This window comes from Vreelandella titanicae BH1 (assembly GCF_000336575.1).
Taxonomy (GTDB): Bacteria; Pseudomonadota; Gammaproteobacteria; order Pseudomonadales; family Halomonadaceae; genus Vreelandella; species Vreelandella titanicae.
The window spans coordinates 386,073-410,869 of sequence record NZ_AOPO01000001.1; the positions used below are offsets into that span (position 1 = coordinate 386,073).

General features: G+C 51.9%; 24 protein-coding genes. 10 read left to right on the top strand and 14 right to left on the bottom strand.

The features are described 5' to 3' along the window. From HALTITAN_RS01590 to HALTITAN_RS01605, 4 genes are all read right to left on the bottom strand, one after another. On the bottom strand, window positions 1–546 hold the full coding sequence (locus tag HALTITAN_RS01590) for a DUF5943 domain-containing protein (RefSeq protein ID WP_027958329.1): 546 nt from the start codon (window positions 544–546) through the stop codon (window positions 1–3). 232 nt (window positions 547–778) lie between these two features. Next, entirely contained in the window at window positions 779–1,756 is a 978-nt protein-coding gene (locus HALTITAN_RS01595; RefSeq protein WP_009286052.1) for a dipeptidase, read from the bottom strand. A gap of 234 nt (window positions 1,757–1,990) precedes the next feature. Next, on the bottom strand, window positions 1,991–3,136 hold the full coding sequence (gene gbdR, locus HALTITAN_RS01600; RefSeq protein WP_027958330.1) for a choline metabolism transcriptional regulator GbdR: 1,146 nt from the start codon (window positions 3,134–3,136) through the stop codon (window positions 1,991–1,993). 296 nt (window positions 3,137–3,432) lie between these two features. Then, a complete protein-coding gene (locus HALTITAN_RS01605) occupies window positions 3,433–4,716 on the bottom strand; it encodes an MFS transporter (protein ID WP_009286054.1) in 1,284 nt (427 codons plus the stop codon). Window positions 4,717–5,046: 330 nt separating this feature from the next. On the opposite strand from HALTITAN_RS01605, the gene HALTITAN_RS01610 reads away from it, so the two are divergent. Beyond that, the gene (locus HALTITAN_RS01610; RefSeq protein ID WP_009286055.1) at window positions 5,047–5,667 is read left to right on the top strand and encodes a LysE family translocator; all 621 of its coding nucleotides are present in this window, start codon (window positions 5,047–5,049) and stop codon (window positions 5,665–5,667) included. Between the two features lie 22 nt (window positions 5,668–5,689). Continuing rightward, window positions 5,690–6,253: a flavin reductase family protein gene (locus HALTITAN_RS01615; RefSeq protein ID WP_009286056.1), complete on the top strand. Its 564-nt coding sequence runs from the start codon at window positions 5,690–5,692 to the stop codon at window positions 6,251–6,253. A gap of 207 nt (window positions 6,254–6,460) precedes the next feature. Here the strand turns inward: HALTITAN_RS01615 and HALTITAN_RS01620 are convergent, their stop codons facing one another. From HALTITAN_RS01620 to HALTITAN_RS01630, 3 genes are read right to left on the bottom strand one after another with little or no spacing between them, the layout of a single operon-like run. Beyond that, entirely contained in the window at window positions 6,461–7,867 is a 1,407-nt protein-coding gene (locus HALTITAN_RS01620) for a Na+/H+ antiporter NhaC family protein (RefSeq protein WP_022521461.1), read from the bottom strand. A gap of 34 nt (window positions 7,868–7,901) precedes the next feature. Then, window positions 7,902–9,191, bottom strand: a complete 1,290-nt coding sequence (locus HALTITAN_RS01625; protein WP_039857472.1) for an NAD(P)/FAD-dependent oxidoreductase — start codon at window positions 9,189–9,191, stop codon at window positions 7,902–7,904. Window positions 9,192–9,197: 6 nt separating this feature from the next. After that, window positions 9,198–9,995 carry an IclR family transcriptional regulator gene (locus HALTITAN_RS01630; protein WP_152419211.1) on the bottom strand — a complete coding sequence of 266 codons (798 nt, stop codon included), beginning with the start codon at window positions 9,993–9,995 and terminating at the stop codon, window positions 9,198–9,200. 290 nt (window positions 9,996–10,285) lie between these two features. Between HALTITAN_RS01630 and HALTITAN_RS01635 the strand changes: the two genes are divergently transcribed. The 4 genes from HALTITAN_RS01635 (at window position 10,286) to paaX (ending at window position 14,336) form a co-directional block, all read left to right on the top strand. Further along, window positions 10,286–10,762 carry an NYN domain-containing protein gene (locus HALTITAN_RS01635; protein WP_022521458.1) on the top strand — a complete coding sequence of 159 codons (477 nt, stop codon included), beginning with the start codon at window positions 10,286–10,288 and terminating at the stop codon, window positions 10,760–10,762. Window positions 10,763–11,096: 334 nt separating this feature from the next. Next, window positions 11,097–12,449: an NADP-specific glutamate dehydrogenase gene (gdhA, locus tag HALTITAN_RS01640; RefSeq protein WP_009286058.1), complete on the top strand. Its 1,353-nt coding sequence runs from the start codon at window positions 11,097–11,099 to the stop codon at window positions 12,447–12,449. A 112-nt stretch (window positions 12,450–12,561) separates the two neighbouring features. Beyond that, a complete protein-coding gene (rnk, locus tag HALTITAN_RS01645) occupies window positions 12,562–12,975 on the top strand; it encodes a nucleoside diphosphate kinase regulator (protein ID WP_022521456.1) in 414 nt (137 codons plus the stop codon). Window positions 12,976–13,409: 434 nt separating this feature from the next. After that, on the top strand, window positions 13,410–14,336 hold the full coding sequence (gene paaX / locus HALTITAN_RS01650) for a phenylacetic acid degradation operon negative regulatory protein PaaX (protein WP_009286059.1): 927 nt from the start codon (window positions 13,410–13,412) through the stop codon (window positions 14,334–14,336). Between the two features lie 49 nt (window positions 14,337–14,385). Here the strand turns inward: paaX and paaY are convergent, their stop codons facing one another. Next, entirely contained in the window at window positions 14,386–15,000 is a 615-nt protein-coding gene (paaY, locus tag HALTITAN_RS01655) for a phenylacetic acid degradation protein PaaY (protein WP_039857474.1), read from the bottom strand. A gap of 586 nt (window positions 15,001–15,586) precedes the next feature. Between paaY and paaG the strand changes: the two genes are divergently transcribed. The 4 genes from paaG (at window position 15,587) to paaK (ending at window position 18,431) form a co-directional block, all read left to right on the top strand. Continuing rightward, complete coding sequence (gene paaG, locus HALTITAN_RS01660) at window positions 15,587–16,378, top strand: 2-(1,2-epoxy-1,2-dihydrophenyl)acetyl-CoA isomerase PaaG (RefSeq protein ID WP_009286061.1); 792 nt, start codon at window positions 15,587–15,589, stop codon at window positions 16,376–16,378. Between the two features lies 1 nt (window position 16,379). Further along, window positions 16,380–16,547 (top strand): 3-hydroxyacyl-CoA dehydrogenase NAD-binding domain-containing protein, encoded by a 168-nt coding sequence (locus tag HALTITAN_RS25890; protein ID WP_022521452.1) that lies wholly within the window; start codon window positions 16,380–16,382, stop codon window positions 16,545–16,547. Then, window positions 16,540–17,007 carry a hydroxyphenylacetyl-CoA thioesterase PaaI gene (paaI, locus tag HALTITAN_RS01665; RefSeq protein ID WP_027958340.1) on the top strand — a complete coding sequence of 156 codons (468 nt, stop codon included), beginning with the start codon at window positions 16,540–16,542 and terminating at the stop codon, window positions 17,005–17,007. Before HALTITAN_RS25890 ends, paaI begins: the two co-directional genes overlap by 8 nt. A 110-nt stretch (window positions 17,008–17,117) precedes the next feature. Then, the gene (gene paaK, locus HALTITAN_RS01670; protein WP_009286062.1) at window positions 17,118–18,431 is read left to right on the top strand and encodes a phenylacetate--CoA ligase PaaK; all 1,314 of its coding nucleotides are present in this window, start codon (window positions 17,118–17,120) and stop codon (window positions 18,429–18,431) included. A gap of 69 nt (window positions 18,432–18,500) precedes the next feature. Here the strand turns inward: paaK and HALTITAN_RS01675 are convergent, their stop codons facing one another. The 6 genes from HALTITAN_RS01675 to HALTITAN_RS01700 form a co-directional block, all read right to left on the bottom strand. Continuing rightward, entirely contained in the window at window positions 18,501–18,854 is a 354-nt protein-coding gene (locus HALTITAN_RS01675; protein ID WP_039857476.1) for a RidA family protein, read from the bottom strand. A gap of 31 nt (window positions 18,855–18,885) precedes the next feature. Continuing rightward, window positions 18,886–20,376, bottom strand: a complete 1,491-nt coding sequence (locus tag HALTITAN_RS01680) for an amidase (protein ID WP_009286063.1) — start codon at window positions 20,374–20,376, stop codon at window positions 18,886–18,888. A gap of 248 nt (window positions 20,377–20,624) precedes the next feature. Further along, window positions 20,625–21,152, bottom strand: a complete 528-nt coding sequence (locus tag HALTITAN_RS01685; protein ID WP_039857479.1) for a TRAP transporter small permease subunit — start codon at window positions 21,150–21,152, stop codon at window positions 20,625–20,627. Between the two features lie 90 nt (window positions 21,153–21,242). Further along, window positions 21,243–22,226, bottom strand: a complete 984-nt coding sequence (locus HALTITAN_RS01690; protein WP_009286064.1) for a TRAP transporter substrate-binding protein — start codon at window positions 22,224–22,226, stop codon at window positions 21,243–21,245. A 50-nt stretch (window positions 22,227–22,276) separates the two neighbouring features. Then, on the bottom strand, window positions 22,277–23,560 hold the full coding sequence (locus tag HALTITAN_RS01695) for a TRAP transporter large permease (protein WP_022521445.1): 1,284 nt from the start codon (window positions 23,558–23,560) through the stop codon (window positions 22,277–22,279). A 147-nt stretch (window positions 23,561–23,707) separates the two neighbouring features. Further along, window positions 23,708–24,664 (bottom strand): LysR family transcriptional regulator, encoded by a 957-nt coding sequence (locus HALTITAN_RS01700; protein ID WP_022521444.1) that lies wholly within the window; start codon window positions 24,662–24,664, stop codon window positions 23,708–23,710. Window positions 24,665–24,797 lie beyond the last annotated feature (133 nt).

Sequence of the window (24,797 nt, forward strand, 5' to 3'; positions counted from 1 at the left end):
TTAGCGGGCAGCGTCGGTCAGCGGCTGGACGGCGAAGATGCCTACATCACAGCCAGGCTCGGCTGCACTCTGCGTCTGCTCGGCAACGGTACGCAGTGAACTTCCGCAGGCAGCGAGGATTTGATCCATGGCCCCGGCGAACCAACCGGTGAACATGTACTCTTCCTTGTTCCCGGTTTTGCCAAGCTGGTAAACAAAAGCGCTGTGCTCAAGTCGTACTTGGGCAGTGCCCGAGTCGAGATCGATCTGCTCAGTAAGGAAAAGCCCCCAGCCGCGCTGGGAGAGACGATTCATGTAGTGCTCGAAGACGGCCACACCTTCGATGCCGTGACATTCGGCCTCTTTTTCACACCAGTGCCAAGCACTCTTGTAGCCGGCGTGATAGAGAATCTCGGCATACTTCTCGGCACCCAGCGCCTCTTCGACGGCCACATGGTTGTTGATAAAAAAGTGCCGTGGTACATAGAGCATAGGCAGCGCATCGGTCGTCCAGACGCCTGTTTCGCTATCCACTTCGATGGGCAGTGCGGGGGCCAGTTTGGTCACGGTTGTATTCCTCAAATCTTGCTGATTGTTATGAAGTAGCTAAGCAGCCGTTCTGCAAGGGAAGCGGCGCCGGGGATAGGCCGTAGAGGGGGTCTTTTGCCATGGATGGCAAAAGTAGCGTCCAGGGAGGGATTCACAGCGCCCCCTCGTAGGCCTATCGCCGGTAAAGCCGCGTGTCAGGGCACTACTGCGGCTTTACCTCTGGCGCCCGTCCCTTGCTATGGCGGTATCCTCAGGCGCCCCACACATCCTTAAGCACACGCACCCAGTTCTCGCCCATGATCTTGCGCACCTGGGTCTCACTTAAGCCGCGCTTGAGGAGTGCCTCGGTGAGATTGGGGAACTCCCCAATGGTGCGAATTCCTTTGGGATTGATGATCTTGCCAAAGTCAGTGAGGCGACGGGCGTAGCCCTTGTCATGGGTCAACCACTCGAAAAACTCTTGACCATGCCCTTGGGTGAAATCGGTACCGATGCCGATAGCGTCCTCACCGACGATATTCATGACGTACTCGATCGCCTCGCAGTAGTCTTCGATGGTTGAGTCGATGCCCTTTTTGAGGAACGGCGCAAACATGGTGACACCCACAAAACCGCCGTGGTCGGCAATGAATTTCAACTCTTGATCAGATTTGTTGCGCGGATGCTCTTTGAGGCCGGAGGGCAGGCAGTGTGAGTAGCAGACTGGCTTTTTGGACTCAAGAATGACCTCTTCGGAGGTCTTGGCACCGACGTGAGAGAGGTCGCACATGATGCCAACCCGGTTCATCTCGGCAACGATTTCGCGGCCAAAGCCAGACAGGCCGCCGTCACGCTCGTAGCAGCCGGTCCCCACCAGATTCTGGGTGTTGTAGCACATCTGTACGATACCCACGCCCAGCTGCTTGAAGATCTCAACGTAGCCAATTTGGTCTTCAAAGGCATGGGCATTCTGGAAGCCGAAGATGATGCCTGTCTTGCCCTCTTCTTTCGCGCGAGTGATGTCAGCGGTGGTGCGAACAGGGCGCACCAGGTCACTACACTCCGCCATCAACTGGTTAGACTTGACGATATTATCGACCGTGGCCTGAAAACCTTCCCACACGGAGACTGTGCAGTTGGCAGCGGTAAGACCGCCGCGACGCATGTCCTCAAGCAGCTCACGATTCCATTTGGCGATGATCAGACCATCAATGACGATGGCGTCATTGTGCAGTTCAGAGGGGGTCATAGCTAAGCTCCAACATTGGTTAATGTAGCGAGCATAGCGCTGACGTTGGGTTTAGCTGCTCTTGGAAACGACGGCGGAAATTCCAAAAGCGTCATCGTGTCGTGAACACGACAACTACCCGTGTATCCGCTGACCTTTGCAAAGAAGGGGGAGTACTTTAATGATAGCGGCTACTAAAAAACCTGCTGCCCGGAGGTAAGCAGCAGGTTTGGAATAGTGGTGACGAAGTACCTATCAGCTCAGTAGCGGCACGCTGGCAAAGGTAGGCTCACCCTGGGCATGGGCAAGCGCCTGCTGGGCACTCGAAAGAGGTTCGCTTTTATAAGGCTCGCCCCCCCATCGCTGAATTAACGATGTCGACTTAGTTTGGTTATTTCCTTGGCGGTCGTGCACACCCAAGCGCTCATTTCTCGGCGGCACACCAAAATATTCACGATAACACTTGGAAAAATGGGGCGTGGACACAAAACCGCAAACAGAAGCAATCTCGATAATCGACAGAGGCGTTTGCTTGAGCAATTGCCGAGCGCGCACTAAACGCAGCTTGAGGTAATAGCGAGACGGTGAACAAAGCAAATAGCGCTGGAACAACCGCTCCAACTGGCGCCGTGAAACATTCACATAGCTTGCCAGTTCATCGAGCTCGATGGGCTCTTCAAGGTTGGATTCCATCAACGCCACAATTTCTAACAACTTAGGCTGAGTGGTGCCCAGCACGTGCTTAAGAGGTACCCGCTGCTGATCCTGCTCGTTACGCACGCGTTCATAGATAAACATCTCGGAAATGCCTGCCGAAAGCTCGCGCCCATGGTCGTGAGCAATCAGGTTGAGCATCATATCGAGCGGCGCTGTGCCGCCTGAAGCGGTGAATCGATCACGATCAATAGAGAAAAGGTGCGGGGTCAGAATAACGTTGGGGAACGCTTCCTGCATGGAGGCCAGACACTCCCAGTGCACACTGGTTTCATAGTGATCCAGCAATCCGGCCTGCCCTAGCGCCCAACTGCCCGTACATACCGAGCCTAATCGTTTTAACTGGCGTGACTGCGACTGAAGCCAGCGTATGTGGTCACGGGTAACACTGTGCTGCGGACCTACCCCGCCACAAACGACCACCCACTCAAGCGAGAGCGGGGTCTGCATAGAGGCATCAGGAGTCACCTGCAGCCCATCGCTGGCGCGTACGGGCAGACCGTCTTGGGTCAGGGTAAACCAGCGATACAACTCACGACCGGCCAGTTGATTGGCCATCCGTAAAGGTTCTATCGCCGACGCCAGGGAAATCAGTGTGAAATTATCTAATAGTAGAAAACCAAGGGTTTGCGGTTCGCCCGCACGATTGGTATTTGCTGCCGGGTCTTTTGCTAGATTTGATGTCATGGTTTTACCCTCCGTCACCTTTTAATCATCTTTTTTTTTCTTATTAGTATGTAGGCGTCGCTGGCGTCTTTTAGTTTCCCTTTACTAGCGTGAATACTCACTAGTTCAGGGGTGGCATTGCTCTTTGGTCGTATATTGGCACGAATAGGGCGGATAGCGACAAAACGATTGCGCGAACTTGGCTCTCCGTCGCAAATGCAACACTGGAGGTCGTTTCCGAAACCTTTGTAAGGTCACGGAGGATAATGCAATGCAGCCTCTCGCCAAGCGCCTAAGCTGGCTAGTAGCTTACTCAGCTAAGGGGCCTCGGCATCTTCAGCAACAGGTTTGATGGGGTCACCGTTTTCATCCAGCAGTTGATGATCGTAAGCGGCCTGAAGGCCAGTATCTTCAACCTCTGTCGGTTGCGGCTCTTCTTCTGTCAAATAGTCGATGTGGCCCGGATAAAGCGGTGATAGCACCGCGACCAGGATGCCGACCACCGAAAAGATCGAAAACGCATCCGCATACCCAAGCCTGTCGACCAGCACACCAATCACCGGCGAGCCCACCGCCTGCCCAAGCGCGCAGGCCATAAAGGGTAATACCGGCCCCATCGATAACCGCCCAGGCAGCAGTCGGATGCCGGTCATCAGGTACAGCCCCGTTAAGCTCATGTAAGCGAGACCGAAAACCATCGCGGAAAATATCGCCAGCGCTAATTGGCTAGGGCTAGCGGCCAGCAACGCCAAGCTTGAAGACAGCATCATCAACATCAACGCCTGGGTGATGGGTGGATTATTACGGTCGGCCAAATCACTTATCACGGCACCGCCGAGCCCGGCGATACCTACCGCGAACCATAGCCAACCGGTGTGCCCTGGAGAGAGCGCGCCAAGGGTAACCGCCAGATCGGGAGCAAAAAGCCAGTACGGCGCAGATACAAAGCCCATTGCGAAGGCAAAAATCGTAAGCCGAATGAGGCGCGACCATTGCGACCTAGTGATGGGCGGTGGTGGTGCAGCATTAGCTGGAATGACCCGTGACACTGAAGGGATGAAGTACCATGCCGCCACGACCCCCATAGCGGTAAGAGCAGCAAATATCGTGTAGGTCAGTCGCCATGCATCCGACAAGAACACAACGGTCGGTACCGCCACGATAATACCGATGCTAGTACCGGCATTCATAATCGAGCTGACGCGCCCATGCATTGCACGGCTCACCAGCGCCTGCATCGCAGCGGTCAGCGCGGGCATCATTAAACCAGTGCAGACCCCGCAGATAAACACACCAATACCAAGCGATAGCGCGTCTGACGACTGGCTGATCAATGCTAAACCGCCAACACCGAAAGACCCTGAGAGAATGGCTAAGTTGCGCGCACCGAGCCGATCAGCGGCAAGCGGCGCGACCAGTGTGGAAAGCACAAAGCTAATAAACGGCAGCGCCCCGATAATGCCGACCAAGTAAGACGTCAGCGAAAGCTCGGCACTGATAGAAGGTACAAACAGACCAAAGGCAAAACGTGCAAGCCCGTAACTGATCGCCACCAGCGCGGCTCCAAATAGGGCAAACCCCATGTTCGACAACGCTTTCATGCGGAGTCCTCCACTGCCATTGGCTGCATGTATACAAGGTCGCTATGAGCATTGTCTTCGCAACTTCCGCGATGAGCAATGCAGATTTTGAACAGGTAGCGGGTAATCTCCAGTGATCATCAGAACGATAAGTGGAGTTAAGCAGGCAGCCTTTGTTGAATGTCCGCTTTCAGGCTTACGGAAGCCTCCACCAAGGACTACCAGCCATATCTTCCCTCACTCACATAGGCGAGAGAATGACCACTGAACATAATTGCCACGCGGCGTTCCAGGGCTTACAACTATACGGCAAGATAAAGTTAATAATTCAACAACAGGAAGATTAACGCTATGTCGATTGAGCTTTGGCTATCGTTTGTGTTGGCTTCATTTTTGTTCATCGCGTCCCCTGGCCCCGCCGTTGCTCTACTGATAGTGACCGGTATCAATCAAGGCCGCAAAGCTGCTCTGGCGATGTTGCCTGGCTTTTTCTTGGGTGACCTGGTGGCAATGTCACTTTCGTTTGCCGGCGTAGGCGCGCTGCTGATGGCATCGGCGGAGCTATTCGCCATGGTTAAATGGCTAGGGGTTCTCTATCTGCTTTATCTAGGCATCAAGATGTGGCGTGAATCCGGCCAATTGAATGACCTGGAAGCCTCTGGGGTGAACGTTCAGCAAAGCACCGCAAAAGCATTCTGGGTGACGCTGCTAAACCCCAAAAGCATTCTATTCTTCATGGCATTCATGCCGCAGTTTATTAACCAAACCCAACCTCTGGCGCCCCAGTTGGCGATTCTGTTTGCTACGTTTCTTGTGATCGGTGTCATCTCAGATCTCGGCTACACACTGCTGTCGACCACTAGCAGACAGCTGATGACCGCCAAGTTTCGCCGCCTGCTACACCGCTGCGGTGCCGGTAGTTTGATTGGCGCGGGGGTATTGATGACCTTAATGCGCCGTCCGACTTTCTAACTAATCTAATCGGAGGTTATTTATGCCACACCCGATAGCAAAGAAGGACTTTCCTGTTTCCAACGTCAGGCACTTTCTTGAACCTGGCCCCATTGTGCTGGTGTCATCACAATGGCAACAACACACCAACATCATGACCATGGGGTGGCACATGGTCATGGCGTTCTCCCCCTCACTCCTAGGCTGCGTTATTGATGCCGGGAATCACTCCCATGCGCTGGTGTGCAACAGCGGTGAATGCGTGATCAATATTCCTTCGGCATCACTTGTCGATAAGGTCGTGGGTATCGGTAACTGTTCAGGAAGCGAGATCGACAAGTTCAAAGCGTTTGAGCTAACCCCAGGCAAGTCAGAAAAGGTCGGGGCGCCACGGATAGAGGAATGCTATGCGTCTTTCGAGTGCCGCTTGCACGATGACGCCATGATTGAACGCTACAACCTGTTTATTTTTGAGGTCGTTAAAGCCCACGCAGCGCCTTCGGCAGATGAGGAAGAATCGCTGCACTACCGGGGTATGGGAGAGTTCATGCTGTCGGGTCGATCCATCGACCGTACGGAACTGTTTAAGCCATCAATGCTTATTTAAGAACTGCCATCGAGGCTTTCGCCACTCCCTCTCTATTAATTTAGCCAGCTAGGTCGACTTACTAACTTGCTGCCATAGCATCCAGCTGCGTACCAGTAGACAGACCAAGGATATTGATGATCGTGATGCGCCGCCCGGCAGGATAGTATCAAATTGGTGTTAGCCCTACGACAACGCCTTCTCTCTGTTATCGCAGGGCGGAGAGGGTTACAGGGTAAGGCCGAGCAACAGATACATGGCCAGGGAAAGCAAGGCGACGGCTAGCGCAAAGGGAATTTGCGTTTTGATATGGTCGATATGATCAGAGGCGGCCCCGGTCGAGGCGAGCACAGAGGTATCCGATAAGGGTGAGCAGTGATCCCCAAAGACACCGCCCCCCGCCACAGCGGCCACTGTGGCATACACCAGCGGTGTAACCATATCGCCGCTAAAGTTAAAGGCGAGCGGCACGGCGAGTGGCATCATGATAGCGAAAGTGCCCCATGAAGTGCCGGTGGAAAAAGCGATAACGGCGGCAATAAGGAACGTCATGGCCGGAAGCAAAGCAGGTGTTAGCCAGCCAGCGGTGGCTTCGACGATATAGTTGGCCGTGCCCATGTCTTTGGAAAGTTGATTCAACGAGTAGGCTAACGCCAGAATGATAATGGCTGGCATTACTCCCTTCATCCCTGCCATCGAGGTTTTCATAATGTCGTTGAAGGGAATGCCCTGAAGGCGCATAACGATACCGAGAAACACGGAAGCCGCCAGAAATGCCTCCATGGTCTTGGCCGAGTCCATCACGATAAAGGTGCCCACCGCAACGCCGATCACTACCAGCACCGGGGCGAAAAAATTCCAAAACAGGCTGGTACGTGCTCCTTCATAAGGCGGAATTTCCGTCAGTTCCTCACCCACCAGCGGTTCTGCCCCATCGCGTAGCACTTTGCCCTCTTCCTGAGCCCGACGCTCAGCTTCACGCATCGGCCCGAAGAGCGGAATGACGCCCACGATCACCAGCCCGACCACCAACACCGATAGCCATGCATAGAGATTGAAAGGTATGGCATGCAGAAATACCCCCATCGCCTGGGCAGCATTTTCGATGGGGCCCATGCCGATCAACAAACCGGAGATAAACACTGCCCAGCCAGTGATAGGCACCATTACACTCACCGGGGCCGAGGTGGAGTCAGCGATATACGCCAGCTTTTCCCGCGAGACCCGGTAACGATCCGTCAGTCCACGCATAGTACTGCCGACAAACAGAGGGCTGAAGTAGTCGCTGAAAAAAACGAACATGCCCATCACCCAGGCAACCAGTTGAACCCGCACCCGCGATAAGGCACGGCGTTCCACCCAGGCGGTAAAGTTCTGAATCGCCCCAGTGCGTTGAAAAAACGCGATCACCGTGCCAATGAATAGCTCCAACAGCAGTATCCAGGAGAAGCTGGTGGTGCCCAGGGTTTCCTTGAGCAGCGTCGGAAACCCCATCAATCCATTGCCCAGGGTAATCACCCCAACGAAACAAGCAACAGCCAGCGAGAAAACCGTATTACGGGTGACAAATGCCAGCACGATGGCCAATGCCGCCGGCATGACGGACAGCAGCCCTATATGATCTTGAGGATCCATTGTCATCTCTCTTTTTTTATAGTGGTGGGTGGAGTCAGGTTTCGTTTTTTGCCTTACGGCGCTCCATTTCACTGGTCAGGTAAAAACCCAACCGACGTACGGGATCGGGCGGCATCCAGCTCGCTTTGCCGAATAAAGATGCAATATCCTCAACCGGTTGGCCGAGCGCGTAGCGAGCTAAAGCATCCCCCAGGAAGGTACCCTTGACGATACCGCCGCCATTGCACCCCGCTGATACATATAACCCGGGCTGGATCTCGCCCCAGAGCGGAGCACCGTTATGAGTCAGCCCGGTGGTACCTCCCCAAACCTTGTCGAAGCGCACTGGGGTAAGTTCGGGGTAGCGGGCCTCAAGGCTCACTTTCAGTTCGGCCTCGATACGGGCGTTATCGGCTTCGCGCTCATAGCTGTAACGCGAGCGGATCATCAAACGTCCGTCAGCGGTGGTGCGCAACGTACAGCCTAAGCGGTGTGCGGGTAGCAGTCCCCAGGTCGTCTCGGCGATGCGTTGGCGCTCGGGCTGCGGTAAAGGCTCGGTAATAGCGGCATAGGTATAAATAGCGGTTAGCCGCGAAGGGTCTGCACCCAAAGCCCTAGAAAAAGCGTTATTGGCCAGAATCACCTGTTCAGCCGTTACTTCGCCTTCGGGTGTAGTCACACGCCACTTCTTGCCATCAGACACTATTTGAGTCGCGGGCGAGTGCTCATGCAGCTCGATGCCGGCTTCCAATGAATCTGCCAAACCAACAATCAATGCTGCAGGTTGGACGAGATAGCAGTCCGGTGAATAAATACCCTGTGTGTAGTAGCGCGTGCCGATTCGCTCCGCGAGTTGGCTGCCGTTCAAGGTCTGGTAAGACAGACCGGCAGCCTTAAGAAACGCTTCATACTGGCTCAAGGCACGTTGGCCTATCGTGCTACGGGCAGCGCGATAGGTGCCGCTACGCTCGAGTTGGCAGTCAATGCCTAGGCGTTCGACGCGCTCGCGCAGTAACGCCATGGTTTGTCGGCTTAATGCGTTCAGCTTCTCCATGCGCTCAAGCTCTTCGGGGCGAGCATCGTTGGCCAGAGCAATTTCCAGCATAAAGCCCGAGTTACGCCCTGGGCTCCCTTCACCTATCTGGTCAGCTTCGAGGATTTTGATGCGGTCTTCAGGGCGCGCTTGCTGCCAGGCCGAGGCTGCCGCAAAACCGGTATAACCAGCCCCGATGATGACGACATCTGCCTCAGATTGACCACTTAAGGCGGGGCGCGGCTGGCGCTCGGTTAGCCATGCGTTCCAGCCGCAAGGGCGTTGATGGCTTGGGTGCGTAGTGTGTGGCATAGAGAGTTAATCCAGATACAGCAGGCCATGGGCCTGATTGACCATGGCAGCCACTTCTTCCTGCATGCCTTGGAGTACTTCCAGCTTATGGCTCTTCGTCATACGCGATTTGAGCATCGAACAACTCATGGCACCCAGGGGGTGGCCGCTATGATCGAGGATAGGAATGGCCAGGCCGCTGTATTCCGGAAGCAAAGAGCCTTCTACGCCACGGGCGTAACCATGTTTCAGTTGGTGGGAAATTTCGGCTTCGATGTCGGCGATGGCAATCGAGTATTCGTCTATCAGACGCTCAGCGTTATGGTTGAGTATTTCGCTTCGCTCATCAGCCCCCAGGTAGGCAAGTAAGGCAATCGACGCTTGGCCAACGCCTAGCGGCAAACGTCCACCCGTCGCCCTAACGAAGCTGCCCACGGGATAAGCGCCGTTCTGCACTTCCAGGCAAACGGCATTGACGCCATCGCGAGCGAACAGATAGAAGCTGTCTCCCCAGCGCTGCGCGAGTGTCAGCAACCTTGGTCGGGCCAAATCACGCAACCCGGCACCATTTCCCGCTTGGGCGCCAAGCACCAGCAGCTCATAACCCAGCAGGTAACGCCCACGAATGGGAGAAGATCGTAAAAATCCCTGCTGCTTGAGACCTTTTAACAACCGATAGAGCGTAGGACGGCTGAAACTCAATTCATTCAGATAATCGTCTACACTTGCACCCCGGTGGCCGCCACGTGCAGTAACCTGCAATATCTGCATGGCATGAACGAGAGTGGTAGGGCCTGATGAGGTGATGCTTTCATTTACCGGCATTATGTTTATCGTTATTTGTCTATGTGAGCTAAAACATAACAAGACAAATTCACGAGTTCATCTCACTAAATGAGACAAAGCCGCTTTAGCGCATACGAGGTAGAGGTTGGCATAGGTCAACATATGACGACATTCAAAATCAAAAAACTCATACAAAAGCTACCGATAATTGTACAAAAATGATCTTCTATAGCCTTGCGCCCAATGGATGAAGGGCGACAACCGGCTGAGTGTTAGACTGGTGTTAGCTAACCCGGCTTCTTCTAATATGTTCCTGAAAAGGCGAATTGATGACCACCGTTGCCGTATTTGTTGACATTCAAAACGTCTATTACACCGTGCGCGAAGCATATGGCAAAAACTTTGATTACAACAAATTCTGGGCACGAGTAACCGCTAACAGAGAGGTTATTAAAGCTGTTTGCTATGCCATCGATCGAGGTGACCAAAAGCAGCGAGAGTTTCAAAACATACTCAGAGCGATTGGTTTTGAGGTGAAATTAAAGCCTTTTATTCAGCGGTCAGACGGTTCCGCAAAAGGCGATTGGGATGTAGGCATCGCGCTTGACGCCATGGAGTACGCAGAACAGGCAGATGTGATCGTGCTGGTATCCGGCGATGGTGATTTTGATCTACTAGTCCAAAAAATCCGTGCTAAGCATGGCAAAAAAGTCGAAGTTTATGGCGTTCCCCAACTGACGGCAGCATCGCTAATAAATGCGGCCAGTGAGTTTATAGCGATAGATAAAGCGCTTCTATTAAATTAATTATAGTTCGAAAAGAGTCTACGCTGCTGTTGATAGCTATTTCGATAGAAGGCTGCCGCGAAGAAATGGGGATTGACCAGGTTTCCGGCCGGTAGCACATCTATCTAGACGCTATACAAAAATATCAACCAATTCAAAACGTTTATCCATCGTTTATTAGATTGTGGAAAATAAGCGAGGCGAACCTTTCAAACGCATACTTTAGTCTAAACCCCCCATCATATTTACCCATACCGAACCGGCATAGGCTATGCACAGAAGCATGCTGCCAGTTAAATATTCTAACGCTCTGGCCAGCCAATACTCTGTTGAATAACTATGATGATATGTTCCGATGCCCTACGTTCACGATACGCTGACACGCCTTAATAAAAGCAGCCCTGCACAGTCAGAATTTTATCAAGCCACTGAAGAAGTGCTCGAATGCCTGCGCCCGCTACTTGAGCAAAGTGATTACTATCATCACCACAGCATTATTGAGCGAATAGTCGAGCCCGAACGACAAATCATGTTCCGGATAAGCTGGGTAGATGATGCTGGGAAAGTGCGGGTCAACAAAGGCTATCGCGTTCAGTTCAACTCTGCCCTTGGCCCTTACAAGGGTGGCTTACGATTCCATCCCAGCGTTACCTCGGGCACCATCAAATTTCTCGGCTTTGAGCAAATTTTCAAAAATGCGTTAACCGGTTTGCCAATCGGCGGCGGTAAAGGCGGCGCCGATTTTGACTCCAAAGGAAAATCAGATAACGAGATCATGCGCTTTTGTCAGGCGTTTATGAGCGAGCTCTACCGCCATATTGGTCCTCACTGCGATGTACCTGCAGGCGATATCGGTGTCGGTACGCGTGAAATTGGCTATCTCTTTGGTCAGTACAAACGACTCACTGGCCACTATGAGGGCGTGCTAACAGGTAAGGGGCTGAATTGGGGAGGCTCGCTAGGCCGTAAAGAGGCCACCGGCTACGGTGCAGTGTACTTTGCACAAAACATGCTGGCTGCCCGGGGAGAAGAGCTGCGCGACAAGACCTGCCTCGTTTCCGGCGCTGGCAATGTAGCCATCTATACCATTGAGAAGTTATACGAACTGGGGGCTAGACCAGTCACCTGCAGCGATTCACGTGGCACCATTCACGATGAAAACGGTATTGATTTAGGCTTACTCAAACAGCTCAAAGAAGTGCAGCGCACCTCTTTAGAAGCCTACTTACACGAGCACCCTGACGCGCACTACATTTCTGCACGTGACTACCCCCAGGGCGGGCATGCCATATGGCGTATTCAAGCCGATGTTGCGTTCCCCTGCGCGACGCAGAATGAGCTGACCGAAAGCGATGCGGAAATCCTACTCGCTAATGGCATAACGTGTATTAGTGAAGGGGCCAACATGCCTTCTACCAAAGAGGCCGTCGACCTGTTTCTAGACGCTAAAATTGCCTATGGGCCTGGCAAAGCGGCCAATGCAGGTGGCGTTGCTACCAGTCAGTTAGAAATGGCACAAAATAGCAGCATGGAGCAGTGGCCACTGGAGAAAGTCGACCAAAAATTAAAACAGATTATGGCCAATATTCACCGCCAGTGCGCCGACACTGCCGAGGAGTTTGGTGATAAAACCAATTTGGTACTAGGCGCCAATATTGCAGGTTTCAGAAAGGTGGCTGATGCCATGATTGAACAAGGGGTCACCTGATCGTCTTTATTTTATAAATCGCTTATACTATAAAAAGCACGCAGTCCTTCCTTTATTGGGGAAGGGCTGTTTTTTATTGGTTTAAACTTATTGCTTTCTAAGGAGAGTAATCATGGGACAACGTCCTGCTATTATTATTAACCGTCTTGATGCCGAACGCCTCCAGCGCTTGATCGACAATGCATCCGAGAAAGACATGGCCGTGGCTCAGCTACTTGAGGAAGAGCTAGCACGAGGTGAAGTCTGTGATCCGGAGGATATTCCAGATGACGTGGTCAGCATGAATAGCCAGGTTCGCTTCACCGACCTCACCCGCGGGCTTAAGATGATTCGCACCTTGGTCTATCCGCACTCCCTGGAAAGCGTTGCGGATGGCATTTCGGTCATGGCACCTATTGGTGCTGCATTGATCGGCCTTAAAGTGGGCGACATCATCGAATGGCCGTTACCCAACAATACCGAAGCACGGCTCCGCATCGATGCTATTTATTGGCAGCCCGAACGCGAAAAGCAATTCCACCGATAAGTCGCGATAAAGAGTGAGCTGGCTCCGCTAGCTCATGATTAAGTCAGCTATTTTCTTCGCCCACTTAATCCACATAAAGAGGGTCTATTCAGGGCGCCCTCAGCTTTCACATACCCCCTTCGGAAGACTATAACTAAGCGGCTCTTTATCGCATTAAACACACCGTCCCTGCTATTAGTCATAGCCATGGTACTTTTCACAATTCTTCCAGTGATAATGTACACATTGGACGGTTACCTTAAAACCTGAATTGGCAAAGCAATACAGCGCTCATAGGCGCTCTTACGCCAGGAAGCGGGCGCAGCGACTTCCTATCAAGAGAGGGTCGACTCAGGCCAAACGACAAAAAAACGTGATACGATAATCTTTTTTATTCGTCATATTTTCTGTCGTTTTTAGCGACAACCTCACCGCAAAGGGAATCAACTTTCACCATGTCGTCAGCTAAAGACTGCGTCGCTACGCTTATTGATGACTTCCAAAAGCGTCGGCCAATTCGCGCCGGCTCATTGATTATTACCGTCTATGGCGACTCTATCGTTCCTCGGGGCGGTACCGTGTGGTTAGGCAGTCTATCGAAACTGGTGGAGCCCATCGGTATCAATGAGCGGCTGGTGCGTACATCGGTTTACCGGCTGACCAATGAAACCTGGCTACGGGGTGAAAAGGTCGGTCGTCGCAGCTACTATCGGTTGAGTGGCCCTGGTCGGCGTCGTTTCGAACAAGCCTTCAAGCGTGTCTATCACGGCGCCCAGCCAGCCTGGCCGGGACAGTGGACATTGGTATTGCTGACACAGCTTCCCCCAGACCGGCGCCAGCAGATTCGTGATGAGCTCGAATGGCTAGGCTTTGGTAGTTTTGCTCAGGGCGTGCTGGCGCATCCAACGCTGTCATGTGCAGAGACCATGGCGGCCTTGCAAGAACTAGATGCAGCAGACGATACGATTGTAATGCAAACGCAGGCAATGGAGCCCATGACCAGTAAGCCGCTGCGTCTCCAAGTCAGAGAGAGCTGGAACCTCGACGAATTAGCCGAGCTCTACCAACGCTTTCTCGTTAAGTTTCGCCCACTCTGGAACGCGCTCAACGCAGAGAACCATTTGGGGCAGGAAGAGTGCTTCATTGCCCGCACTTTGCTTATTCATGAGTATCGCAAGGTTCAATTACGCGACCCCCTCCTGCCTGAGGAACTACTCCCCACGGCGTGGGAAGGACGCTACGCCCATCAGCTCTGCCGCAACCTTTATCGTTTGCTCTACGAACGTGCAGAACGCTGGTTGGATCAACATCTGGAAACCGCCGAGGGCCCACTACCCGCCCCTGGCCCCAGCTTCTACCAGCGCTTCGGCGGGCTGGATTGAACGCCTAACGAGACTGCTTAATCAGTCGTCACATCGAGCATAACGCACCTTATGGCTGTGGCGACTGATCCAGCGTCTGCTGTTTAGGCTGAGTATCACCAGCCAGCAAGGTTGGGCGGTCAGCATCGAGTTCTGCCAGCGGTTCACAGGGCTCCAGGCTGTCCCGACAACGGCCCACTAAGCGCTGATACTCCTGGGTACCCTGCTGTTTCCAGTCGAACTCTTCATCACTCAGCGCGCGCTTAACCTTTGCGGGTGCCCCCATCACAAGTGACTGGGGCTCACACTCGAAGCCCGCCTTAACGAACGCTGCCGCCGCAACGATAGAGCGTTCAGCAATGTTGGCGCCATCCATCACTACGGCGTTCATGCCAACCATGGCATTACGCCCAATCACGCAGCCATGCAGTACCGCGCCGTGGCCGATATGACCATCCTTCTCAACCTTGGTGACACAGCCAGGGAAGCCGTGCATCACACAGGTATCCTGAAGATTAGACCCCTCTTCCAGCACCAGCCGCCCGAAATCACCACGCATCACCGCGCCGGGGCCTACATAACAGTTGGGGCCCACGATTACGTCGCCAATTAACACCGCAGTAGGATGGACATAGGCGGTCGGGTGTACCACCGGCGTCACCCCTTCAAGTCGATAGTAAGGCATAACACTCTCCGTTAGCTTGATTGGCCGTGTGGGGTGCTGCCCCCATCGCCCGCTCTTCGAACTGTTCGGCCCCTGCCCCATCAGTTGTGTAGCCACCTAGGGTTATCGCGCCTTTGCTGCGCTGATTGCGTCATGGGGCGCTCCTGCGCTCAATCTATCTTGATACGCAATATCAACTAAGATTATATTTTAAGTAACAAAACATCAAACACTTTACCTGTCGCCGTCTACTGAAGAATGGGCACACCGCTATCTAAAAACTCGACGCACCCTGCTGTAAGTCAGTTTTTTAGACGACCTTGGTTTTTTTATACCATCGTCTAACAATTATCTTATATTCGCAAAAAATTCACACAAGTTATTGTTAATAAATAACAAACTACCAACAACACCAACAAGCGACACATTATAATCACCCATATAATATTGATGTGTATCAAAATAAATCTATACTCGGCAGAGATTCATCCTGTGGATCACAGGCCGAACGGTCACTGGCGGGCACCGCCGACCGCGAAAAGGGCATGCGCCTTCCAATAAAAACGACCTGCCACTTTTCAAGGGCACTGACACAAGGACATTACCCATGAGCCAAGCGCCCCTGCTTTACAGCGTGGAAGACGGCGTCGCCTGTATCACGCTGAACCGCCCCGAAAACTTGAACAGCTTCAATAACGAAATGCATGCCGAGATGCGCAAGGTGCTAAAAGCCGTGCGCCAAGACTCAAGCGTTCGCGCTTTGTTACTGACGGGCAACGGCCGAGGCTTCTGCGCTGGTCAGGATCTTTCCGACCGTAGCGTCGCGCCCGGCGCAGAAGCCCCCGACCTCGGCGAGTCGCTTGAGAAACGTTACAACCCCATGCTGCGCGCCCTTAAAGACATGCCGTTCCCGACCATTTGTGCGGTGAACGGCGTGGCCGCAGGTGCCGGTGCCAACATCGCCCTGGCCTGCGACATCGTATTGGCCGCGCGCTCGGCAAGCTTTATTCAGGCCTTCTGTAAGATCGGTTTGATTCCAGACTCTGGCGGCACCTGGACATTGCCTAACTTAGTGGGCATGGCTCGCGCCAAGGGCCTGGCGATGCTGGGCGATAAGCTCCCCGCCGAGACCGCCGAACAGTGGGGCATGATCTGGCGCTGCGTCGACGATGAGGCGCTCCAAGAAGAGGCCATGAGCATGGCGCGCCATTTGGCCACTCAACCCACCCGCGGTCTGGCACTGATTAAGCGCGCCCTACATGCCAGCAGCGATAACAGTTTCAACGAACAGCTCGACCTGGAACGCGACCTTCAGCGCCTTGCTGGGCGCAGCGAAGATTACCGCGAAGGCGTTAGCGCTTTTATGGAAAAACGTCGCCCCACCTTCAAGGGAGAGTGATATGCCAGCCATTCTCTCTACCGCCACTATTAGCATCATCAGCACAGGCGCAATTAATGCCTTGACCGATAGCCGTTTGGTTATCGAGGCTATCGTCGAGAACCTTGGGGCCAAGCGTCAGGTGTTTGCTCGGCTCGAAGCCCTATACGAGGAAAGCTTCCATGCATGATTCCCAACTGACCCCGCAGCAACTGGCGGAAGCCTGCGCCGAGGCAATGTTTTCCCGCGACCATGCCAGCCAAGGGCTGGGGATGCGCATTACTCGCGTGGCTCCCGGCTTCGCCGAACTGACCATGACCGTGCGTCAGGACATGGTGCAGGGGCACGGCAACTGCCATGGCGGATTTCTGTTTGCCCTGGCTGACTCAGCCTTCGCGTTTGCCTGCAACAGCTACGACGAAGCCACAGTAGCTTCCGGTTGCAGTATCGACTATCTCGGCCCCGGCCAGCTGGGCGACGAGATCACCGCCACCGCCGAGGAGCGCAGCCGCCGCGGGCGTACCGGCATTTACGACATTACATTGCGCAATCAGCACGGCGATACCGTTGCCTTGTTCCGCGGGCGTTCCTACAAAATTCGCGGCAGCGTACGCCGCCTGGAAGACACCGCTGCTGGAGATAACCAATGAAAGAGGCGCTGATCATTGAGCGCTTATAAGCCCATTACTAAAGCCACTCCATAGACCATGGCGCACTTAGAAACTAGTCCAATAACAACTAGCTTGATCGGAGACCCCTGATGAATCAGCCCGCAACGCGTATCGATACTGCAACGCTCGATCCCCTGGAAACCGCCAGCGTCGACGAGCTGCGCGCCACTCAGGTCAAGCGCCTGAAGTGGAGCCTGAAGCACGCTTACGACAATGTGCCGTTCTACCGCCAGTCCTTCGACAAGGCTGGAGTGCATCCCGACGATATCCAGACGCTGGAGGATCTCGCCAAACTGCCTTTCACCACCAAGGCAGATTTGCGCGACAACTACCCGTTCGGCATGTTGGCCACACCGATGAGCGAGATCGTTCGCATCCATGCCTCCAGCGGCACCACCGGGCAACCGACGGTGGTAGGCTACACCCAGAACGATATTGATGTGTGGTCCGATGTGATGGCGCGCTCGATCCGCGCCGCCGGCGGCAGCCGCAACGATAAGGTGCATGTGGCGTATGGCTATGGTCTATTCACCGGTGGGCTGGGCGCGCATTACGGTGCCGAACGCCTGGGCTGCGCGGTGATCCCCATGTCGGGCGGCCAGACCGAGAAACAGGTTCAATTGATCCGTGATTTCGAGCCGGACATCATCATGGTCACCCCCTCGTATATGCTCAACATCGCGGACGAGATGGATCGCCAGGGCATCGACCCGCGCACGCTGCCCCTTCGCACCGGCATTTTCGGTGCCGAACCCTGGACCGATAGCATGCGCACTGCCTTAGAGCAGCGCCTGGGTATTGACGCCCTCGATATTTATGGCCTCTCTGAAGTGATGGGCCCCGGCGTGGGCATGGAGTGCCTGGAGACCAAAGATGGCCCGACCATCTGGGAAGATCATTTCTACCCCGAGATCATCGACCCAGTCAGTGGTGACGCCCTGCCAGATGGCGAATACGGCGAGTTGGTGTTCACCACCTTGACCAAAGAAGGCCTACCGGTGATTCGCTACCGCACCCGTGACCTGACCCGCCTGCTGCCGGGCACCGCGCGCCCTATGCGACGCATCGACAAGATCACTGGCCGCAGCGACGACATGCTGATCATTCGCGGGGTGAATGTGTTCCCCACCCAGATCGAAGAACAACTACTCAAGATCGCGTCGCTTTCTCCCCACTACGAGATCGAAGTCAGCCGCCAAGGCAATATGGACATGGTGCTTGTTCGTGTAGAGGCGAATCATCATGACATCGCCCGCGACCCTGTGGCTTGTGAAGAAGCCGCGAAACAGCTCCAGCATTCCATCAAGACGCACATTGGTATCAGCACCCAGGTCGAGGTGTGCCCGGTAGAGAGTGTTATGCGTTCGATGGGTAAGGCCAAGCGGGTCAAAGACGTGCGTTAACTCTTTTCAGACAGAGCCTAGAGCAATGATATCAGCCCCCGAATACTTATTATTCATGGCTTTTAAGCTTTAGGCTTGTGAAGCTGAAAGTGAACGAGCGGCTACCACTGTTAGCTCTACCTTAGCATCGATAAAAAGCTCACAACCTATAGTAGTGCGAACCGGCAGAGGCGCAGAAAAATAGTTCTTATAAGTACTGTTGAAAAGCTCAAAATCACTTTTATCAGTGAGATAGGCAGTGACTGATACAATCTCACTTAACCCCAGACCACTCTGGGCCAGTGTTGAAGAAATGCGCTTCATTACTAGATCAGTTTGCGCAACAATTCCCTCCGGAATTCTTCCTTCTTCATCTAAAGGAACTTCTCCGGAAAGCATGACCAGATCATTGACTTCGCGAAACTTAGAAAATGGCATGTTCATAGCGTATCTCCTGATACTTATTGAAAATCAATTAACCGAAGCCGAGGAAGCCTTCAGAGAAGCTCAGTGGCTGGGCATTGCAAAGCGATTTAGTATCGACCTGAGGACGTGAGAGCTCTGGAACAGTATTGAACAAGGCTTCTAGTTCCTGAGCAAAAGCAAGCGTAGCCAGGTCTTCGCCACGGCGGCCAATGATCTGCAAACCAAAAGGAAGACCATTTAGATCCCGTCCGGCAGGTAACGTAATAGATGGGTGGCCAACCAACGTCGACGCATAAGCCATTGAAAGCCAATGGTAATAGCTTTCCATCGGTTTTCCGTCTATCTCACTGGGGTAAAGCTCATGCCAGTTTCGTGGACTAATAGTCGTAGTCGGCGCAATAATAAAATCATGCCGTTCGAAAAATGTTTGCCAGCGCCGGTATATTTGGGTCTGCAAATTCATGGCCTCCACGACATCTAACGCAGAGAATGAAGCCCCCTCTTTAACATTGGCCTTGATATTCGGGCCCACCTTACTTGGATGGTTTCTAACCAACTCACGATGATGGCCGGAAAACAACAATCCTCTTAAAACTGAAAAAGCCCTATCTGCACCATGGCAATCCGGGTGGGTGTGCTCTAAGGAAGCAAATACATGACCGAACCGATGTAATTTATCAAGGAAGGTTTCAGCAATAAGCGACTCTGTTATCGCAAAACCAAAATCATGGGTAACCGCAACTCTAGCACTACTCAGATCAGAAGAGGGTAAATGCGTGTAAGAGTCAGGGTTATGGTGGCTTTTTTCCTCAACTACCGATACCCATGGATCTCTTCGGTCAGGTCTAATCATGGCTGATAGCATGAGTGCGGTGTCAGCTACAGTCCGTGCCATTGGCCCGCTGGTAGATAAAGGAAGCAGTGCTAATGAACGCTGCGATCCAGGAACTACGCCAGGCGAGGGACGAAAGCCAACAACACCATTGAATGCCGCTGGGCTTCGCAGGCTACCGCCGGTATCCGAACCAGTCGCCAAAGGTGCCATGCCGCAGGCAACAGCCACGGCCGAGCCTCCCGATGAACCACCTGCAGAACGAGATAAATCAAAGGGATTCGCAGTGACGCCATACACCGCATTTCGAGTATTTCCTCCAGCACTCCACTCAGGGTTATTTGTCTTACCCATAATGACGACACCTGCTTGGCGTAGCTGGGTGATCATCGGGTCATCTGACGTAGCTATATTATCGGCATATAACTCACTACCATAAGTTGTAGGAAAACCAACTACATCGACCATATCCTTTACACACAATGGCAGACCGTGCAGTACACCAAGAGGCTTACCTTGGTCGATTTCCCTTTGAGCATCGCGAGCTTGAGTAAGCATTAAGTCGTGATTATAGCTAACTAAAGCATTTACTGCCGGGTTCACAGCTTCCGCTCGGGCGATACAGCTCTCAGCAAGTTCGACAGCAGAGAGCTGTTTTGAAGAAAGCAGGCGACGAGCCTGAGTAGCACTCAAATCACAAGGTATCATTCAAACATCTTCCTTTATGTAATTTATTAAAAGACATACCCACTAAAACCAGGTTTTTATTAAAAACAATAGCCACCATCATTAACAATGACAAAAATCTTTACGATACATAAAACAATCACCAATAGAACGTCACTTTTATCTTTTTCAGCATGACTGACATCAAAATACTATCTCAACGATCATTTAAAACATGGGTAAGAAAGTTAAAAAAACCACATTTCCACTTAACAATTAATAGAAAATCATTAATGATAGAAAGTAGATCCTTCCTTGCTGATTTTCGATTCACAAGCACGAGCAAGCAGATGCACCAAAATAATAGCTGCACAAATTGGCACAGATAACACCACCCATGACATCGGAAATCCCAACGTATCTGCACTAATCTGTGACTGACGTGCGATAAAACCACGTGACGGATCCATTCCAGACCCCAAGATACTGAAATAGATAATAGGAACAAAAAAGATGAGCACTGCCACACCGCGCAACAGTGCCGAAAAAAGCCTCAATGAAAAGCTCTTAAAGTGCATGGCCCCCTGAAAAAGCGCAGGGTCATCTTTCGACTTAAAAGAAAGCGTAGCGCCGAGCAGCCCGCCCCACACCATCATGTAACGAGCCATTTCTTCTGTCCATGATGGCGGTGCGTTAAAAGCGTATCGAGCCACCACTTGGATTGCTACGAATAGCAGCATCAACACTAAGCACAATACTGATACTCGGCGAGCAAGCCAATCTAGACAATCACTGAGGATAACTATTGAACGGCACATATTGTATACACCTTACGCTCAGCATAATCACTAGAAAAGCCCCCCTGCATCCAGGTTAATATAACTGGATAGGGCAACTAACAGCTGGATTTAGCGCGTCTTTTCGGCAAGATCAGTCCACGTCTCGACTTGTGCGGGTGTCAGCTCCGTCTGATCGTAAACCGAGCGAGATAACTCACGAAATCTATCACGCGATTCTGCCGACAATTTTGTTACTTCCACACCATTTTCCCTAAGCTCGTTTAAAACCTTGGGTGTAATATCTTGAAGCCATGCCCGGTTGGCCTGATTAGCAATACCAACGGATTCATCGACAATACTTCTTTCCTGCTCACTCAGACCCTGGTACCAGTCGTCAGAAACCAGAACCGCACGTAAAGCGTTCATAACATTAGTATCAGTGTAATAGCTTATGATGTCCGTTTGTCCAAACATAATTGGGACAAGTGAAGTATTAATATAGCCATCGACAATACCTGTCTGCATTGCTGCCGCCACCTCTCCCCAGGCAACAATTGTTCCGCTTCCGCCCCAAGCTCTATAGAGCGCGTTTTGTACATCGTCGATGGCACGCATCCGCAGGTCGGCCATGTCTTCAGGCTGAGTGACAGCCTTGCGTGTTGTGATAATACCGGAGGGAGGGCCAAGCGGTGCGAGCGTCAATAAACGAACCCCAGCATGCTTAATATTTTCATTGATGCGTGACAGAACATCACCTTCAGTGAGAGCTCGATCCATGTGGCTCACTCCATCAAAAAGATAAGGCAAACGTACGCCGAAAATAAACGGATCGATGCGTGCGACTGAATTTACGTCCGACAAAGATACTTCTAGCAGGCCCATTGAAAGTTGGTCGAGTTTTTCTGCCTCTCCCCCCATAGCATCTCGAGGTATTTCTCGAGCATTTAAGCCGCGCTCTTTGAGAGCTTCAGTAAAATTATGTGCCCAAACATAGGAGCCTGACCTTTCTAAGTCCGTTGGACTATCCAGAGCAACCTTGATTTCGCTACCAAGAACCGACATAGGAAATGCAATTAGGGCTGACGCCATTGCGAGAATCTTTAGCAATTTCATACAGTGTCTCCATTATGCTTGTTATCGATAGAAGTTGTGATTTTTTTAATCTAGAGCACGTTGAACCCGAATATCCGTGGAAGCAAGAGACTAATATTCGGAAAAAAGGCAATTATCAACAATATTACTAACTGTATTCCAATAAAGGGTAGTGTTGCTTTAGCAAGGTTCCAGTAATTTATTTTCGCAATCCCCGAAACCACAATTAAACATTTCCCAAAAGGAGGTGTTATCAATCCAATACAAAGGTTGAAGCAAACCATAATACCTAGATGTACCGGATTGAAACCTTGTAACAGCGCTGTAGGCACAAGCAATGGTACGAGTAATGTGAGTGCCACAGGTGTGTCCATGAACATACCGGCAACAAGAAGCACAAAAATAAGTAACAAAAGGTAATTATTTCCGGCAAGCCCCATTGAGGCTATCCAGCCTGCCAATAATTGAGGCCAACCCAGCAGTCCTGCAAGATAACTAAGTACTGCGATAGAGCAAATGATAATAAAGATAGAGCCTGTTAAACGTGCTGTCGCCTCCACGGCTGAATAGAGCACTTTCCAAGACATCCCTCCCATCGACCAACCTACTAATATAGCCGCAATAACAGCAAGTGCTGCGCCTTCAGTTGGAGTTGTAAGCCCAAAGACGATACTGCCAAGGATAATGATGGGTATAGATAAAGCAGGCCACGCTCTTTTAAAGCTAGCGAACAGTGGAGGAATATCAATAGTGCTACCACCGGGATGATCGTCTCGATGTGCTATCCAGGCATTAAATGCGAAGAGCAAACAGGCCAGTAGCAAACCAGGCAAAATGCCAGCCACAAAAAGCGCTGCTACGGAGGTGCCTGTTAGCCCTCCGTAAATGATCATAATGATGCTAGGCGGAATAATCGGCCCAATCATTGATGAAGCGGCGGTTAGTGCTCCTGCATAATATGGTGGATAACCACGTTCGCGCATAGCTGGAATCAAAGAGTTGGATACAGCTGCTGAATCGGCCACCGCGGAACCTGATATACCAGAAAAGAATAGGCTCGTCATAATATTGACATGCCCCAGACCACCTTTGAAACGACCAAGCAGAGCCATAGCAAAATCGATCAGAGACCCCATCACACCAGCACGATTCATCAGCTCTCCGGTGAGTATGAACAAGGGCATAGCCATAAAAGCAAAGACATCTAACTGAGCAAAGATACGTTGAGGAAGTATCGCTATGTATTGCGGATAGCCAGTCGTCAAAAATGCGATGACCGCAGTGGCACCTACTAGATAAGCGAATGCTGTACCCGAAAACAGGAATACACAAAAAGCTACGATAGCATAGGCCATACAAGGCTCCGAAGGCGTTGCTACTAACAGAACTTATACTTGTCTTTATTTGAGAATACTCAGTGATGTGAAGGCAGACAAATGACAAATTACTCTCTTCGTATAACCAAACAGTAATACGAAGAGAGCGCTTCACTTTATTCTGACTCAATGGGAAGTAAAACGAGACTGGTGGCTTGCCTGCTCCAGGCATTCTTGAAATAGCTTGCTAGTTGCATTAGAGGAATTGCTTCTCCAATAGCAGTAGGCTTCCGAAAGAATTTCATCAAATTGCAACGGCAGGATACTTAGATCTCCCTTTCCCGCATGATGTCTGGCCAACCACTCAGGCATGAGGCTGATGAACGGAGCGATCCGCATCAGCTCAAAGTTGAGCAGTAGTGATGTAGATTCGATATAACTGGAAGGGAATGCTAAACCGGCTTTGGCAAGGCATGTGTCAACGGCCTGCCTCGCTAATGACCCTTCTGCGGGGCTAATCCATGGCCAAGCTACAACGTCTTTCCATTCGATTGTTGCTCGCACCGCAAGCGGGTGCTGAGAGCCGGCTACCACCAGGATAGGTTCCTTTAATATCGAGGTTTTACTGATACCCTCGCGAAAGAAAGGCTCCCATGCCCGAGCTATCAAGATATCTAGATTGCCATTTTCCAGCAGAGGTAATAGCTGATTAAAGTGGCCTTCAGTGATAGAAACGACTGCAGAAGGAGCAATTACCTTGAGCCGCTTAATGGCCTCTGGCAACAGTGTCGGTGCAAGTGAGGCGACCACACCCACTACAACGTGGCCTCCTAACCCCCGGTGGACAGCATCGACATCAAATTCAGCCCTTTCAATTAATTGTACGATTTCAGTCGCATGGGCTGCCAACCTTTCGCCGATAGGGGTGAAAACAACGCGGTTACCTTGCCTTTGAATGATTGGGCTGTTCAGGGAACGCTCAATCTCACCGATTTGCTTAGAAATCGCCGGTTGAGTCACGTTCATTGCTTTCGCCACATGACTGACCTGCCCCAACTGGGCAAGCATGGCAATGATCCGGAGGTGTCTGAGCTTCAAATCATGTTTAAAGAATTTCTTAATATCTTGTTGTGTTTCGAGCATACAGCTACCTTGTTTTTCTCATTGCAATGACCCGCATCGGCGAAGAGCATTTCACAACAGGTTAGCAGCGCTGACTCACTTTCTGTTTTACCAACAGAAGTGACACAGCATGCAACATCCTGGCAACCACTAT

What these genes read in the sequence shown, in the direction of transcription:
- HALTITAN_RS01595 (WP_009286052.1), bottom strand. Translation starts at nt 1,756, where the DNA reads ATGACCCCCTCTGAACTGCACAATGACGCCATCGTCATTGATGGTCTG.
- gbdR (WP_027958330.1), bottom strand. Translation starts at nt 3,136, where the DNA reads ATGACATCAAATCTAGCAAAAGACCCGGCAGCAAATACCAATCGTGCG.
- HALTITAN_RS01605 (WP_009286054.1), bottom strand. Translation starts at nt 4,716, where the DNA reads ATGAAAGCGTTGTCGAACATGGGGTTTGCCCTATTTGGAGCCGCGCTG.
- HALTITAN_RS01610 (WP_009286055.1), top strand. Translation starts at nt 5,047, where the DNA reads ATGTCGATTGAGCTTTGGCTATCGTTTGTGTTGGCTTCATTTTTGTTC.
- HALTITAN_RS01615 (WP_009286056.1), top strand. Translation starts at nt 5,690, where the DNA reads ATGCCACACCCGATAGCAAAGAAGGACTTTCCTGTTTCCAACGTCAGG.
- HALTITAN_RS01620 (WP_022521461.1), bottom strand. Translation starts at nt 7,867, where the DNA reads ATGGATCCTCAAGATCATATAGGGCTGCTGTCCGTCATGCCGGCGGCA.
- HALTITAN_RS01625 (WP_039857472.1), bottom strand. Translation starts at nt 9,191, where the DNA reads ATGCCACACACTACGCACCCAAGCCATCAACGCCCTTGCGGCTGGAAC.
- HALTITAN_RS01630 (WP_152419211.1), bottom strand. Translation starts at nt 9,995, where the DNA reads ATGCCGGTAAATGAAAGCATCACCTCATCAGGCCCTACCACTCTCGTT.
- HALTITAN_RS01635 (WP_022521458.1), top strand. Translation starts at nt 10,286, where the DNA reads ATGACCACCGTTGCCGTATTTGTTGACATTCAAAACGTCTATTACACC.
- gdhA (WP_009286058.1), top strand. Translation starts at nt 11,097, where the DNA reads ATGCCCTACGTTCACGATACGCTGACACGCCTTAATAAAAGCAGCCCT.
- rnk (WP_022521456.1), top strand. Translation starts at nt 12,562, where the DNA reads ATGGGACAACGTCCTGCTATTATTATTAACCGTCTTGATGCCGAACGC.
- paaX (WP_009286059.1), top strand. Translation starts at nt 13,410, where the DNA reads ATGTCGTCAGCTAAAGACTGCGTCGCTACGCTTATTGATGACTTCCAA.
- paaY (WP_039857474.1), bottom strand. Translation starts at nt 15,000, where the DNA reads ATGCCTTACTATCGACTTGAAGGGGTGACGCCGGTGGTACACCCGACC.
- paaG (WP_009286061.1), top strand. Translation starts at nt 15,587, where the DNA reads ATGAGCCAAGCGCCCCTGCTTTACAGCGTGGAAGACGGCGTCGCCTGT.
- HALTITAN_RS25890 (WP_022521452.1), top strand. Translation starts at nt 16,380, where the DNA reads ATGCCAGCCATTCTCTCTACCGCCACTATTAGCATCATCAGCACAGGC.
- paaI (WP_027958340.1), top strand. Translation starts at nt 16,540, where the DNA reads ATGCATGATTCCCAACTGACCCCGCAGCAACTGGCGGAAGCCTGCGCC.
- paaK (WP_009286062.1), top strand. Translation starts at nt 17,118, where the DNA reads ATGAATCAGCCCGCAACGCGTATCGATACTGCAACGCTCGATCCCCTG.
- HALTITAN_RS01675 (WP_039857476.1), bottom strand. Translation starts at nt 18,854, where the DNA reads ATGAACATGCCATTTTCTAAGTTTCGCGAAGTCAATGATCTGGTCATG.
- HALTITAN_RS01680 (WP_009286063.1), bottom strand. Translation starts at nt 20,376, where the DNA reads ATGATACCTTGTGATTTGAGTGCTACTCAGGCTCGTCGCCTGCTTTCT.
- HALTITAN_RS01685 (WP_039857479.1), bottom strand. Translation starts at nt 21,152, where the DNA reads ATGTGCCGTTCAATAGTTATCCTCAGTGATTGTCTAGATTGGCTTGCT.
- HALTITAN_RS01690 (WP_009286064.1), bottom strand. Translation starts at nt 22,226, where the DNA reads ATGAAATTGCTAAAGATTCTCGCAATGGCGTCAGCCCTAATTGCATTT.
- HALTITAN_RS01695 (WP_022521445.1), bottom strand. Translation starts at nt 23,560, where the DNA reads ATGGCCTATGCTATCGTAGCTTTTTGTGTATTCCTGTTTTCGGGTACA.
- HALTITAN_RS01700 (WP_022521444.1), bottom strand. Translation starts at nt 24,664, where the DNA reads ATGCTCGAAACACAACAAGATATTAAGAAATTCTTTAAACATGATTTG.